Genomic DNA, 13,288 nt, shown 5'->3' on the forward strand with positions numbered 1-13,288 from the left:
GAACTTTTGTGCTAAAAATCCGCCACTACGCCAAGCCGCAAAACGTTGACTTATAAAACTTACCCTACTTAAACCTTATTCCCAGCACGGTAATATCGTCCCTTTGGGGTTCGTCGGCCTTGAAGCTCAGGAAATCGTCCAGAATGATGCTTTGCATTTGGGGCATTGGTTTACCCAGTGCCGAAACAATGGATGTGTGTAAGCGACAGGTGGTAAACTTCTTTCGCATTGCGTTATTCTGGTCAGTGATGCCATCGGTGGCCATTACCAGTATGTCGCCTGCATGCATGGAGATACGCCAGTTTGAGAATTCCTGCTCCACGTCGGGTAGCACGCTGCCAATCGATTTGCGGTTACCCTTCAGGGTTTGTATGTTGTTGTCGCCCTTGAGGCAGTAGTATAGAGGGCGGTTTGCCCCGGCAAAGGTTACCACGTAAGCATCGTCGGATTTGCGTTCAATTAGGCACAAAGCCACGTCCATACCATCAAAACTCTCGCTAACATCCTGCCGTAGGGCCTTGTTTACCTCGTCGTTAAGCTCGGTAAGGATGGCGGCAGGGTTATGGTTTTTGCGCTCAACAACAATCTCGCTAAGCAACCGGCTTCCAATTAACGACATGAATGCTCCGGGCACACCATGACCAGTACAATCCACAACGGCTATAAAAAGCTTATCGTTTGGCCTGCCCTTGGGGCCAACCTGAGCAACCCAGTAAAAGTCGCCTGATACCAATTCCTTTGGAAGGTAAATAAGAAAGTGCTCAAAATCGTCGGCAAAAACGGTGTTAAGGTCTGGAAGTATAGCCTGCTGTATGGTTTTAGCATACTGAATACTATCGTTAATGTGTCGGTTACGCTCCTCAAGCTCATCGCGCTGCGAGAGGATTTCTTCCTTTTGGTGCTGGAGCAGTAAGTTCTTTTCGGTTAGCGCTCGCTCCGACTCCTTTAATTCCTTGGTTCGCTCATCGACGAGCTGCTGCAGCTTGATGTTTGAAACCCTCAATATTCGGGTGTTAATCCTAACAATTACAAATATTATCAACCCAGCCAAAGCAAGGTATAGAATGAAAGCATACCACTTCAGGTAGAAAGGATGGTCAATTGTGAATGGAAAATACTCAACCGGGCTTTCGATATCCTGGAGCGTTTTTGATTTTACCATGAACCGGTAACTGCCGGGTTTAAGGTTAGTGTACTCCTTGAATCTGCTTGTATTCCAAGGGCTCCAGTCATCATCGTAACCTTCAAGCTTGTAGGAATACTGAAGCTGGTGGTTTGGCTGGAAGTAGGGCGAGGAGAAAAAGATAATTAGGTCGTTAACCCTGGCAGGCAGTACAATAGGTTGCTGAACCTGAACAGATTTTGCCCGCACAAAAGGTTGAGTTGCAAGGCTGTCAAAAGAAAACCCTCCGTAAACTGTGCCCTTTTTCTTTGAATATACCTGTCTGATAAATACCCTAGGTATTTGATCGGTTGGAAAGTGCTCATTGGCATCGAAACGGAACAGTCCGTCGGTCGATGAAATCCACGATACATTATCGGAATCGGTATAAACATCAAAAAAGATGGTCTCCGGTATCAGGTTAAACTGGGCAGGGGAACGCCTGTAGGCTTTATCGGCATGCTTTGTAACCCTTTCCAGTTTACGGTTTGCCTGAAATCTATAGGTTTCAAACCAGATGTCGTTATTCCTATCGCATGCCAGTATTCTTAACCCAATAGTACCGTTGGCATACTGAGTGCCCAGCATGGTTTCGGGTACAAAGGAGTCGGTTTCCTTATCGTAACTTGAAAGCCCACCCTCGGTGCTTGCCAGCACAAGCCCATCGATATAGTTAACCGCAATATCATCGCATTTGGGTTGAAATGGTAAAGAATAACTTTTATACTTTTCGGCTATCAGCTCATAAGGATTTATTACATCCAGGAAACCTATGCCCTTATAGCGCTGAGTAAACCAAACATCTCCGTTTTTATCCTCGGTAACCTTGTAAACCTCAGATGATGAACTATACAAATATCCCAGAAACGTGAATACTCCCCTGTTCTCCTGCAAAACCCCAACTCCATCGTAAAGGCCAACATAGAGAATGCCCGGGTAAATCTTGGATTTAATAAAGGAGTATGCATTTACTTTAATACTTGTTACTGGGATAGCTCTTTCTCCTTCAATCCTATAAATTCCGTTTGCGGTTCCTGAGAGCAAGTGTTCCTTGCCGCTTTCATCGGTGTAGATGAAAAGCCCCCATGCTAAATCGTTAATGCCGCTTACCCTTTCAAAGTGCGAATTTGTTTTAACGTGGACACCCGTATTGGAAGAGTAGTAAATGGTTCCCTTGAAATTTACAGCCGACTGTATAACCCCGCTTATTCCGTCCTGCTCAGTCCAACTTGTTAGCTGCGAATGAAAAGGCGAGTACGATATACCATTATTTAATGCCATCCAAATATTTTTGGAGTTGTCGGCATATAAATACCAAGCGGTATTGTCCTGCAGTCCGGTTTCCTTGCTTATGGTTCTAACAATTTTCCCGCTGTGATTGATAATGGCAACACCTCCGGAGTAGGTTCCAATAGCCCAAAGTCCCTCATCTAGCATTATTCCAGAGTAAATCCTGTTGGTGATAAAAAAATTAGCGTTTGATGTTTTAAACGGGATGAGCGTTTTAAAATCGGTGGGTAAGGTGCGAGTGGTCAGTGCCTGCTTATCAAGAAGGTAAAATCCGTTTGTTTGCGTCCCAACCAGCAAGTACTGGTAATTGTATGGCAGGATGGTGTAAACCATTTGTGTACCAAGAATTTCGGTTCCGGGTACTTTTACCAGTGAATCGTTATAAAGGTAGGTTAAACCGTAATCGCGCTGGTTAATAAAAATGTAATTATCCACATAGTATGAGCGATGGAACTGGGTTTTGGGCTCCCAGTAGTTAACGGTTAAATCGCTGTTAATTCTAAATAAAGCCTTAAAAGTTGAAAAGTAAACTGCCTGACCGGTGTGGTAGATTTGCCTTATAAGACCTGGCTTGGCAAAGCGCTCGGGCAACAGCTTAGAAAGGGAATAGTACTTAAGTGAGTTAGCCGAATCGGCGGCAAGGTATCCAACCTCATCCTGACCTCCAACCCAAACCCTGCCAGTTGGGTCGGTGTCAAGGCATCGGGCAAGGGCATTGTTAATTGAAATATGCTTCCACTCGGAGCCATCGTACTCAATTACACCAACATTATTGGCCACGTAAATCATCCCCCTGTTGTCCTGGGTAATTGCCCAGCTCTGCGAATGACCATTATACTGCCGATGATGGAAGTTGACAAGCGGATAGCGGCCAATTTCCTGCGCAAAAAGGCTAATGCTTGTAATTGCTAATGCAAAAAACAGAAACAGTTTTAAATAATGCCTCACAGCCCCTTTGATTTAAAAAACACCAGCAAGTTATTAATTTATTGATATTGAAGCAAGCAAAAAAGGGTCTTTTTAGACCCTTCGCGTTTAAATCAGTTAGCATGTTTTTACCTGGAGAACTTATAGGAGTACCTGTAAACAACCCGGTACTTGTAGTCGGAGTAGTAGGCATCAACCTCGTTGATATTCCCCTGGTTATCCACCTTATAGTTGCGGCGCGAATAGTCCGAAGCACCGTCCTCGTACCATTTTTCCTCAAGCAGGTTGCCGTTTTTATCGTACTTGTATGAGCTGTAAAGTATCTTGCTAGCGCCGGGTTTAGTCATGTAAACCTCAATCATCTGCTTTTTTTCATCGTAAACATAATCGTAGGTAGCACGTAGCTCACCTCCGTAGTATTCTACCTTAGTTAATAGCATATCGCCGTCGCCATACTTAAAGGCTGTTCTGCCTAACTCCTTACCTGCAGGGGTAAGGTTTTTTTCATCAATTACCCGACCCTGTGAATCGAGAGTCCGCTCAATGATTTTGCTTAATGTTTCGGCAGGCTTATATATTGATATTTTAACCTTGTTGGTTGAATTTTCAAAAACCCATTTCTCCTCCACGGCATTGTTTGCCGAGTATTTGGTAATATCCTTTTGCTTGCCATCGGGCAAGTAGGAGTAAGCCACACGGTAGGTTGTTTGGCCATCGTAACCTATTTCGGTAAGCTTATTGCCTTTAGAGTCGTAGGTAAAAGCTTGACGGAATGCCAAGGCAAATCCTTTTTTTGGAAGATCCTGGAACTGTTGGTACTCAATTTTTCGTCCGCTTCCATCGTACTTATATAAATGCCGCGAGGCAACTACTCCATTGGGCTTGTAGTTAACAACTTCCACAATATTTCCATTCTTGTCGTAAGTGGTCTCAACCGATTTATAACCCTTACTATCAACCTTATCGTTCTGTAAACGGTGAGTGTACTGGGTAATGGTTTCTATTTTGTTCTGAGCAATTTTATCCTTGCTCATGAGTTCGGTTATTGTTTGGGCGGTTAAACTCCCAAACGAAATACCCGTAAGAAACAAAAGAATACTTAAAGCTTTCATGTAAAAATGTTTACTTGGTAAACTGTTACGGCAAAGTTAGAATAAATCAAATGATTTTATACAAATTCCATACCTTTTCAGTGTATGTAAGGTGAAAAAATTAAAAATCGTCCTCTTCGGCCGAGATAGGGATAGTAACAGCAAGTATGAAAAAGTGGCGATTATTCTCGTAAGGAACAAAATGGTAATATAGCTTGCGTTTCGATTTGCGTGCAATATCAATTAACCCTAAACCGGCTCCACCCTTCTCATTAAGTTCACCTTCAACCATCTGCTGCATGAACATCTCCTTAAGTTGCGTTGGACTGGCGCTGTTTAACCTATCGAGCCTTTGCTCCAGGATGGGAACCTTATCGTTCCTAACCAGGTTGCCGGTTACAATGTAAAAGCTATCGCGCTCCTTACCCACTACAAACAAACCATTACCAATCTGTTTTTCTTTTTCATCGTAGTCGTCGGAGTGTTTGGTGATGTTCTGCAAGCATTCAATCATGATGTGGAAAACCCTTTTGCGGGTTGCGGTGGGGACATTCATTTCAGCAATCTTCCTATTTGCCATAAAGGCAAATGAACGCATGATTTGGTGGTTCATTTCGCCCTTATATATAAGGGGAAAACCACTTGCTGCAATCTCATTTGCCAGGGTCGATTTTATGAAATAAATGACGCTATCCATCCGTAAAAATATCAGTTGAAGATACGTAAATAATTTTTATCCCGCAAAGTTTTAGCTCATGAACTTGTCTCCTTTTTTTACGAAACAATGCAATTTAATGATAAAATGATTTTTTTAGTGCACGAACTATATGAATTTTTAACAATACATACTACCTACATTATCAAAACTCATGCCTGATTTATATACACCTCGAGCAAGGAGCATTTCCCCTGCGGTCGTAAAATGATATCCTTCAGATCGGCAGGCAAAAGGAGCGTTTCGCCTTTTGTTAGCCGCTCGCTGGAGCCCGATGCGTAAACAACACTACATTCACCCTCAACACAAAGGTAAATAACAAAGGAATCGAGCATGTTATAGTCGCGTTGCATTGCGCTAGTAAAGGTAATCCTGTTAACGGTAAAGTACTTACAAGCGGATAGTTCACTTGTTTTATTCACCTCATCCACCGGATGAGTTTTGGGGTTCTGAACCCTTGAGAAATCAATTACATCCACAGCCAGTTCGGTGTGGAGTTCACGGGATTTACCTGAACTATCAACCCTATTCCAATCGAAAATTCTGTAGGTAATATCGGAGGTTTGCTGAATCTCGGCCAGCAGTACCCCTTTCCCAATGGCATGCACCCTGCCCGCCGGGATAAAGAAAACATCGCCGGCTATAGCATTCTCCTTGTGCAGGTAACGCTCCAGGTTACCCTCCTTTACTGCCTGAATGTACTCTTCCCGGGTAATATCCTTTTCAAATCCAGTGTATATGAGCGCATCCCTATCGGCATCAATAATATACCACATTTCAGTTTTGCCGTAGGCATGATGACGTTCCCGAGCGGTATCATCATCGGGGTGTACCTGTATTGAAAGAGTTTCGGAAGCATCGATGAGCTTAATGAGCAAGGGAAACTCCTCGCCAAACCTCTCGTAAAGGCTTTCGCCCACAAAGTCGCCCATGTAAACCTCAATCAGCTCATTCAAGGTATTACCAGCCAGAAAACCGTTCTGCACAACCGACACATCGCCTTCAACTCCCGATACTTCCCAACTCTCACCATATTTTTCTTCGGGGTTTGGGAATTGCTTACCCATGGAATGGTGCAACTTGGTACCTCCCCAAATGCGCTCCTTAAGGATAGGTTTAAACTTTAAAGGGTATAATGAATTGCTCATTGCCAACAGTTTATTTTTGCTGAAAACTATTTAAATAATTAACTTGCATTACTACTTTTGCAAAGGTAACACTAAAAGTTGATAGGATGCTAATAATTGGTATTGCCGGTGGTACCGGCTCAGGTAAAACTACAGTTGTAAACAAGATTATTGATTTGCTTCCCAAGGGAGAGGTGGTTGTTATCCCTCAGGATTCCTACTACCGCGATAACTCACATTTACCCTTAGAGCAACGTCAGGAAATGAACTTTGACCATCCCGATTCCATTGAGTTTGAACTGCTGGTGCAACATGTTAAGGATCTGAAAGCCGGGAAACCCATTGAACAACCCATTTACTCATACCTAACATGCGCCAGAGCACCTGAAACCATTAAGATTGAACCCCGCCACGTGGTAATTATTGAAGGTATCCTGATTTTTACCTGTGAGGAACTCAGGAAGTTGATGGATATCAAGGTTTTTGTTGATGCCGATGCCGACGATAGGCTATCGCGTGTAATAGCCCGCGATATTGTGGAACGTGGCCGTTCAGTTAATAAGGTACTGGAGCGTTACGAAAAAACTGTTAAGCCCATGCACCTGCAGTTTATTGAGCCTACTAAACGTTATGCCGATATAATTGTACCTCAGGGTGGAAACAATTCGGTTGCCATAAATATTCTTACATCAATAATTGAAAAAACACTCCGTTCACATAATTTGCTGTAGCCATGCTCACCGATGTTAAGCTCGATGAAATTCTTTTCCTGGACATTGAAACGGTTCCTCAATACCCTGAGTATAACCAAATGCCCGAGGAATTTAAAAAGCTTTGGGATAGAAAGGCAAAAACGTTGGCTAAGCCTGATGAAACGCCTGAAGCAATATATGAGCGCGCTGGAATTTATGCCGAGTTTGGAAAGATTATTTGTATTTCCGTGGGCATAATTGTGCCCTCCAATGGCAATTACACTTTCAGAGTAAAATCATACTATGGTGACAGTGAGATTGATTTACTCAAGGGCTTTGCCGAAATGGTAAACGGGTTTAGTGCCAAAAAACCTAACCTAAACCTTTGCGCCCATAATGGCAAGGAATTCGACTTCCCATACATTGCCCGCCGAATGCTGGTTAACGGTATTAAAATACCCGATATCCTAAACGTAGCTGGCAAAAAGCCATGGGAGGTAAAATTTCTCGATACCATGGAGCTATGGAAGTTTGGCGATTTTAAGCATTACACTTCGCTGAACCTGCTATCGTATATCTTTGGTATTCCCTCACCTAAGGATGATATAGATGGGAGCGAAGTGGCTAAGTGCTACTATGAACTGAACGATTTGAACCGGATTGTGATTTACTGTGAAAAGGATGTGTTAACAGTAGCGCAGCTTTTCCTGAGGTATAACGGTTTTCCAATTATTTCGCCCGAAAACGTAAGCCGTTCCGAGGTTTAACCCAAAAAACTCTTTAATGCCGAGATAAACATTTCTGGCTTTTCGGCATGCACCCAATGACCAGCTTCGGGAATGCTTACAACTTGGCAATTAAGGTAAATCTCCTTTAGCCTACCTACCTGATAGGCAGGTATATAGTTTGAATTCTCGCCACGGATGAACAGCACATTGGCCCCCAATGCCGATGTTTTTTCAACCTCAACACCCAGTAAAAGGTGTTCAAGGTTATTTTCAAGTGCATTGAGGTTTATTTGCCACTCAAATCCAAGGAACCTCCTTTTAAGGTTTTTTAGCAGAAAGTTTCTCAACCTCTCGTTGAGATTGTTTTGCTGCAATACCCTACCAGCATCAATACGTGAGGTTATTTCGTCAGGCCTCAAAGCCTTTAGGGCCTCTATAATTCGCATGTGCTCAGCATAAGCTGATCGGAACCACTCATCCTCGGGGCTATAGCTCCACGGGGCAACATCAACCACAACCAGTTTTTCCACTTTGAATGGATACTGCGATTGGAAAAGCATTGCCACACGACCACCCATTGAGTGCCCCAACAGGTAGAAACTATCCAGTTTCAACCTATTGGTTAGCTCAAGCAAATCATTTACCATATGCTGGTAGGTATGATCAGGTGAATGAGGGCTTTGCCCGTGGTTTCGCTGATCGGGGATTATGAGAGAGTAACTACTTTCAAGGTTTTTGGCTATGGAAATCCAGTTATCGGACAAGCCGTAAAGGCCATGTAGAATTACTAATGGCTTACCCTGTCCAAGTTGCCTGTAAAAGAGTTCCATTTAAAAGCGAAGCTGACGGAGGTACATCTGTATGGTATTTTCCAGCCCGTAGTACAGGGCATCACAAATAAGTGCATGCCCAATGGACACTTCGAGCAGGTTGGGAATATTTCGGGCAAAGTAGTTCAAGTTATCGAGGTTAAGGTCGTGGCCTGCGTTCAATCCAAGGCCAACTTCCATAGCTGCTTCGGCAGCTTTTACAAATGGCTCAATAGCCTGTGCAGGATTTTCAGGGAAATGCGTAGCGTATGGCTCAGTATATAGCTCAATCCGATTTGTTCCGGTATCGGCAGCATGCTTAACCATCAGGGGATCCGCATTCACAAAAATTGAAGTTCTGATACCATGCTCCTGAAAACGAGCAATAACTTTTTTAAGAAAGTCCTTGTTGGCAATAGTATTCCATCCGGTATTGGAGGTAAGGGCATTGGGTGGATCAGGCACTAGGGTAACCTGGTGTGGGGTAACACTAAGAACTAACTCTATGAACGATTCTGAGGGATACCCCTCAATGTTAAACTCGGTGGTAATTACTGGGCGAATATCGCGAACATCCTGATAACGTATATGGCGCTCATCGGGGCGAGGATGAACAGTAATCCCTTCGGCACCAAAACGTTCGCAATCAATGGCTGCTTTCAGCACATTTGGAATATTTCCACCCCGGGCATTGCGTAAGGTGGCAATTTTGTTTATATTTACACTTAAACGTGTCATTGCAATCAAATAAGTTTAACTTTGTACAAAAGTAATCGTTTTTTACAAGAAATATGGTAGCCAAGGACATGATTTCCGATGTAATTCCTCCACTCAAAACCTCCGATACCGGGATAACGGCTTTGAACTGGATGGATATTTTTAAAGTATCGCACCTACCTATTGTAAACGATAAAGAATTCCTTGGCTTAATATCAGAGAGCGATATCTATGACCTCAACATGCCCGAGGAGCCCCTTGGTAACCATCAGCTTTCGCTTTTGCGACCATATGTAATTGAGGACCAACATGTTTTTGAGGTAATGGAGGTCCTATCGCGCCTAAAGCTATCGTTAGTACCGGTACTCGATAGCTCAAAAAACTACTTGGGTGTAATAACCCTAATGGAACTTCTGCATTACTTTACGGAACTTTCAGCCCTCAGGCATAAGGGAAGCGTTATTGTTCTTGAGATGAACGTTAACGATTTTAGCTTGTCGCAAATTTGTCAAATTGTGGAGGGGAACGATGCAAAAATTCTTGCCGCTTATATTACCTCGCACCCAAACTCCACCCAAATGGAGCTAACGCTCAAGCTTAATGTCACCGATGTTACCTCAATAAAGCAAACCTTTCAGCGTTACAACTATAACGTTCTGGGAGCATACATGAAGCAGGATGACGAAAGTGACTTGCTAAACGATAGGCTAAATTATCTATTCAAATTTTTGGACATATAAGCAAATGACCATAGCAGTATACGGGAAAAGAATAGATGCGGAATTTGCCGAGGCAACCCGAAATCTTTTTGCAGCACTCGAAAAATATCGGGTCAATGTTTTGATTTACCTTCCACTACTCGATTACATAAAATCAAACCTATCGTACACACCACATATCGGCGGCACGTTTATAACTACTCAGGATCTAAAGGAAACCGATGTAATGATTAGCCTTGGAGGCGACGGTACCTTTCTTGATTCTATAGCCCTAGTTCAGGATATGGGAATCCCCATTATGGGAATTAACTTAGGTAGGTTGGGCTTTTTGGCAACAACGTCAATCCCTGAAATTGACAATTCCATTGATCTGCTGATGGCCTCAAAGTACTCCATTGAGAAACGAAGCATGCTCCAGCTTGTAAGCGACACTAAACTTTTCGATCCATTCCCATACGCTCTCAACGATATGGTTATCCGTAACTCCGTTGCTGGGCTACTCCATGTTAATACATACATCAACGGCGATTATCTGAGCACATACTGGGCCGACGGGTTAATAATTGCAACACCTACAGGTTCAACAGCATACTCACTCAGTGTTGGAGGCCCAATACTTACCCCAAACCTATCGGCGTTTGTACTTTCGGCAATTGCCCCTCACCATTTAACCGTCCGTCCCCTTGTAATTCCTGACGACAGCCTGATTGAACTTGAAGTGTCAGGGAGAGACGAAGAGCTGATAGTTTCCCTGGATTCAAGAAACATTAGAGTCCCACAACCCGTTAAACTTATGCTTAAAAAAGCTCATTTCAATGCCAATGTCATCTGCTTAAAAGGAACAACCTTTTACAGAACCATTAGGAGCAAATTGCTATGGGGCATGGACAAAAGAAACTGACTGGTGGTTGAAACAAAATTGTATTTAATTCGTTTTAAATAGATAATAGTTAAACATTTACTATATTTGAATGCTGATATATATTTGCCATGCGAAGGGTTACATGTTTGATAGTGGGGTTATTGACAGGTTTGGTTCTGCATGCCCAAACCTGGAAACAAAATCGCATTGAGGTCTATTTAGGTTTGCCAGTTAACCACTATTTTGGAGATATTGGCAACTCCGCTAACACCAATGTTATTACCAGCATTAAGGATGTTAGGATTAGAGCCTTACGCGGTGGTTTTGGCGGGGGTGTTGGTTTTAAGGTTAATCCATTTATATCGGCACAAGCAAGTTTAAATACGGGTTTCCTTGGTAATACCGACGATGGCTCATACTACAGCTCCAGGGATTACCGATTTTCTACTTTTTATTCCGAGCTAACCGTAAAGGGAATTTACTACATTATTTCTGAGAGCCATCAGAATTACTACTATCGCATTATGGACTTCAGGGGCGGTTTGCGCCATATCAATAAACCGTTTAGCGTTTACGTTTTTGCAGGCGCCGGTGGTTTGTTCTTCAGTGCAACACCCAATGACAAGTTGCTTTCCAGAACACCGCCACCGGGTTTTACTAAACCCGAGGTTGACGATTCAAAGTATTTTGCCCTGGTAATTCCCGCAGGTGTTGGTGTAAAGTATGAGTTTTATCCCCGTTTCCAGCTAGGGGTTGAACTTGGAGCCCGTTACGTAACCACCGATTATCTCGATGCTTTTTCATCGGTTTACTCTAGTCACAACGACATGTACTATACCATTAACTTTAACGTTTACTACAAAATTCCTTACCAAAAATTACTTAAACGCTCATTCTGGCAATTTTAATGGATACATTAAAAAATCTATTACTTTCCTTAACCCTTTGCTGCTTAGCCATACTAGCTGGCCAAGCACAGGACCGACGCGATTTTGGGATTCAGGCGGGAACTACCTACTACTACGGTGAGTTTAACGAGGTAATGCCACTCTATAGCCCATCATTTGCAATGGGAGTAATTTTCCGGTATAACATAAATCACAACTACTCCATAAGGGCATCGGCAATTTATGCCAATGTTAGCGGCTCATCCTCATCGGCAAATATAATTCCCGATCCCAACATCAGCTTTTCAAAAAATATAATTGGAGCTGAAGCAATGGGCGAATTTAACTTTTACTCCATAAACCCAACCAGCAGCCGCAAAGCAAACCTCTCGCCATATGTAAATGCTGGGGTTGGGCTTGCACAAATGGGCACCTCGTTAATTTTTCAAATACCTTTTGGCGTAGGCTTAAAATTTACCCCTGGTCAAAGGCACACCTTTGCCCTGGAATGGAGGTTTCACAAAACCTTTACCGATAAAATTGACGATTACAGCAGCCCCGACGATGGCCGCAAACCTTTTTTACACAATAACGATTGGTTCTCATTTATTGGATTGATTTATACCTATCGTATTCCAAATAACAGCTATATTTGCCCCGCATATAGATAGAATCATGTCGCTAATTGATAAAATTGAAAGGAGCAGAGTCCCTGAGCACGTTGCCATTATTATGGACGGGAATGGTCGATGGGCTAAGCAGCGTGGCAACCAGCGAATTTTTGGACATAAGAACGGTGTAAAAGCGGTTAAGGCTGCCACTGAGGCCGCAGGCGAAATTGGGGTTAAGTATCTTACACTTTATGCCTTCTCAACCGAAAACTGGAACCGCCCTAAGTCGGAAGTAGATGCCTTGATGAGCCTACTGGTTGAAACCATCAACTCCGAGACGGATACACTCCTGAAAAATGGAATTCGCGTACTAACCATAGGCGATCAGTCCATGCTACCGCCTGATGTTCAGCGTAAGCTAAACGATGTTATAACACGTACTGCAAGCTGCAACACCATAACTACCATTCTGGCCCTTAACTATGGCTCGCGCCATGAGATTACTGAAGCCGTAAAAAAAATTGCTGCTCAAACCAAGGATGGAACAATATCGCCCAACCAAATAACCCCTGAAATCATTTCTAAATACCTATATACTACAAACATTCCTGATCCGGCCCTGCTGATACGAACAAGCGGTGAGCTGAGGCTCAGCAATTTCCTGCTTTGGCAATTGGCCTATACTGAGCTTTACTTTACCCCAGTTCTTTGGCCCGATTTCACCAAAGAGGATTTTTTTGAAGCAATTGTTGATTACCAGAAACGCGAACGTCGGTTTGGTAAAACCAGTGAGCAACTTTAAACGTTCGTAATTTTTAACAGTAGTTATTGGAGATTGGCTATATAAAATCATATTTTTGATGCCGAAGGTTATAATACTTTCGGCATTTTGCTTTGTAACATAGGAAATTATACTAATTTTACGCGTCAAAAATAAAAGAGTAACTGATT

The 13,288-nt window shown here is 42.9% G+C and carries 13 protein-coding genes; 7 read left to right on the plus strand and 6 right to left on the minus strand.

Going from position 1 to position 13,288, the window contains the following annotated elements:
* Positions 1–64: 64 nt before the first annotated feature.
* From AB6811_RS02340 to AB6811_RS02355, 4 genes are all read right to left on the minus strand, one after another.
* Positions 65–3,400 (minus strand): SpoIIE family protein phosphatase, encoded by a 3,336-nt coding sequence (locus AB6811_RS02340; RefSeq protein ID WP_369488664.1) that lies wholly within the window; start codon positions 3,398–3,400, stop codon positions 65–67.
* Between the two features lie 107 nt (positions 3,401–3,507).
* Complete coding sequence (locus AB6811_RS02345) at positions 3,508–4,491, minus strand: hypothetical protein (RefSeq protein WP_369488666.1); 984 nt, start codon at positions 4,489–4,491, stop codon at positions 3,508–3,510.
* Positions 4,492–4,591: 100 nt separating this feature from the next.
* Positions 4,592–5,167: a SiaB family protein kinase gene (locus AB6811_RS02350; RefSeq protein WP_369488668.1), complete on the minus strand. Its 576-nt coding sequence runs from the start codon at positions 5,165–5,167 to the stop codon at positions 4,592–4,594.
* A gap of 170 nt (positions 5,168–5,337) precedes the next feature.
* Positions 5,338–6,333, minus strand: a complete 996-nt coding sequence (locus tag AB6811_RS02355; RefSeq protein WP_369488670.1) for a type I phosphomannose isomerase catalytic subunit — start codon at positions 6,331–6,333, stop codon at positions 5,338–5,340.
* An 86-nt stretch (positions 6,334–6,419) separates the two neighbouring features.
* On the opposite strand from AB6811_RS02355, the gene udk reads away from it, so the two are divergent.
* Positions 6,420–7,043: a uridine kinase gene (gene udk / locus AB6811_RS02360; RefSeq protein WP_369488672.1), complete on the plus strand. Its 624-nt coding sequence runs from the start codon at positions 6,420–6,422 to the stop codon at positions 7,041–7,043.
* A gap of 2 nt (positions 7,044–7,045) precedes the next feature.
* Positions 7,046–7,771 carry a 3'-5' exonuclease gene (locus AB6811_RS02365; protein ID WP_369488674.1) on the plus strand — a complete coding sequence of 242 codons (726 nt, stop codon included), beginning with the start codon at positions 7,046–7,048 and terminating at the stop codon, positions 7,769–7,771.
* On the opposite strand, the gene AB6811_RS02370 is transcribed toward AB6811_RS02365, so the two are convergent.
* Together AB6811_RS02370 and AB6811_RS02375 are read right to left on the minus strand one after the other, a co-directional pair.
* Positions 7,768–8,562 (minus strand): alpha/beta fold hydrolase, encoded by a 795-nt coding sequence (locus AB6811_RS02370; RefSeq protein ID WP_369488676.1) that lies wholly within the window; start codon positions 8,560–8,562, stop codon positions 7,768–7,770. The genes AB6811_RS02365 and AB6811_RS02370 overlap by 4 nt on opposite strands.
* Positions 8,563–9,279, minus strand: coding sequence for a pyridoxine 5'-phosphate synthase (locus AB6811_RS02375; RefSeq protein WP_369488678.1), 717 nt, complete (start codon positions 9,277–9,279; stop codon positions 8,563–8,565).
* 53 nt (positions 9,280–9,332) lie between these two features.
* On the opposite strand from AB6811_RS02375, the gene AB6811_RS02380 reads away from it, so the two are divergent.
* From AB6811_RS02380 to uppS, 5 genes are all read left to right on the plus strand, one after another.
* Complete coding sequence (locus AB6811_RS02380) at positions 9,333–9,998, plus strand: CBS domain-containing protein (protein ID WP_369488680.1); 666 nt, start codon at positions 9,333–9,335, stop codon at positions 9,996–9,998.
* A 4-nt stretch (positions 9,999–10,002) separates the two neighbouring features.
* Entirely contained in the window at positions 10,003–10,878 is an 876-nt protein-coding gene (locus tag AB6811_RS02385) for an NAD kinase (RefSeq protein ID WP_369488682.1), read from the plus strand.
* Positions 10,879–10,967: 89 nt separating this feature from the next.
* Entirely contained in the window at positions 10,968–11,747 is a 780-nt protein-coding gene (locus tag AB6811_RS02390; RefSeq protein WP_369488684.1) for a DUF6089 family protein, read from the plus strand.
* The gene (gene porG / locus AB6811_RS02395; RefSeq protein ID WP_369488686.1) at positions 11,747–12,397 is read left to right on the plus strand and encodes a type IX secretion system protein PorG; all 651 of its coding nucleotides are present in this window, start codon (positions 11,747–11,749) and stop codon (positions 12,395–12,397) included. The genes AB6811_RS02390 and porG overlap by 1 nt, the downstream gene beginning before the upstream one ends.
* 4 nt (positions 12,398–12,401) lie before the next feature.
* The gene (gene uppS, locus AB6811_RS02400) at positions 12,402–13,139 is read left to right on the plus strand and encodes an undecaprenyl pyrophosphate synthase (RefSeq protein ID WP_369488688.1); all 738 of its coding nucleotides are present in this window, start codon (positions 12,402–12,404) and stop codon (positions 13,137–13,139) included.
* Positions 13,140–13,288: the final 149 nt, after the last annotated feature.

Origin of the sequence: Tenuifilum sp. 4138str, from assembly GCF_041102575.1 — a bacterium.
GTDB lineage: Bacteria > Bacteroidota > Bacteroidia > Bacteroidales > Tenuifilaceae > Tenuifilum > Tenuifilum osseticum.

Bases quoted from the DNA above. Each gene is read 5' to 3' on its own strand.
- AB6811_RS02365 (WP_369488674.1), top strand. From the start codon at position 7,046: ATGCTCACCGATGTTAAGCTCGATGAAATTCTTTTCCTGGACATTGAA.
- AB6811_RS02345 (WP_369488666.1), bottom strand. From the start codon at position 4,491: ATGAAAGCTTTAAGTATTCTTTTGTTTCTTACGGGTATTTCGTTTGGG.
- AB6811_RS02375 (WP_369488678.1), bottom strand. From the start codon at position 9,279: ATGACACGTTTAAGTGTAAATATAAACAAAATTGCCACCTTACGCAAT.
- AB6811_RS02355 (WP_369488670.1), bottom strand. From the start codon at position 6,333: ATGAGCAATTCATTATACCCTTTAAAGTTTAAACCTATCCTTAAGGAG.
- AB6811_RS02370 (WP_369488676.1), bottom strand. From the start codon at position 8,562: ATGGAACTCTTTTACAGGCAACTTGGACAGGGTAAGCCATTAGTAATT.
- AB6811_RS02390 (WP_369488684.1), top strand. From the start codon at position 10,968: ATGCGAAGGGTTACATGTTTGATAGTGGGGTTATTGACAGGTTTGGTT.
- AB6811_RS02385 (WP_369488682.1), top strand. From the start codon at position 10,003: ATGACCATAGCAGTATACGGGAAAAGAATAGATGCGGAATTTGCCGAG.
- AB6811_RS02380 (WP_369488680.1), top strand. From the start codon at position 9,333: ATGGTAGCCAAGGACATGATTTCCGATGTAATTCCTCCACTCAAAACC.
- udk (WP_369488672.1), top strand. From the start codon at position 6,420: ATGCTAATAATTGGTATTGCCGGTGGTACCGGCTCAGGTAAAACTACA.
- AB6811_RS02350 (WP_369488668.1), bottom strand. From the start codon at position 5,167: ATGGATAGCGTCATTTATTTCATAAAATCGACCCTGGCAAATGAGATT.
- uppS (WP_369488688.1), top strand. From the start codon at position 12,402: ATGTCGCTAATTGATAAAATTGAAAGGAGCAGAGTCCCTGAGCACGTT.
- porG (WP_369488686.1), top strand. From the start codon at position 11,747: ATGGATACATTAAAAAATCTATTACTTTCCTTAACCCTTTGCTGCTTA.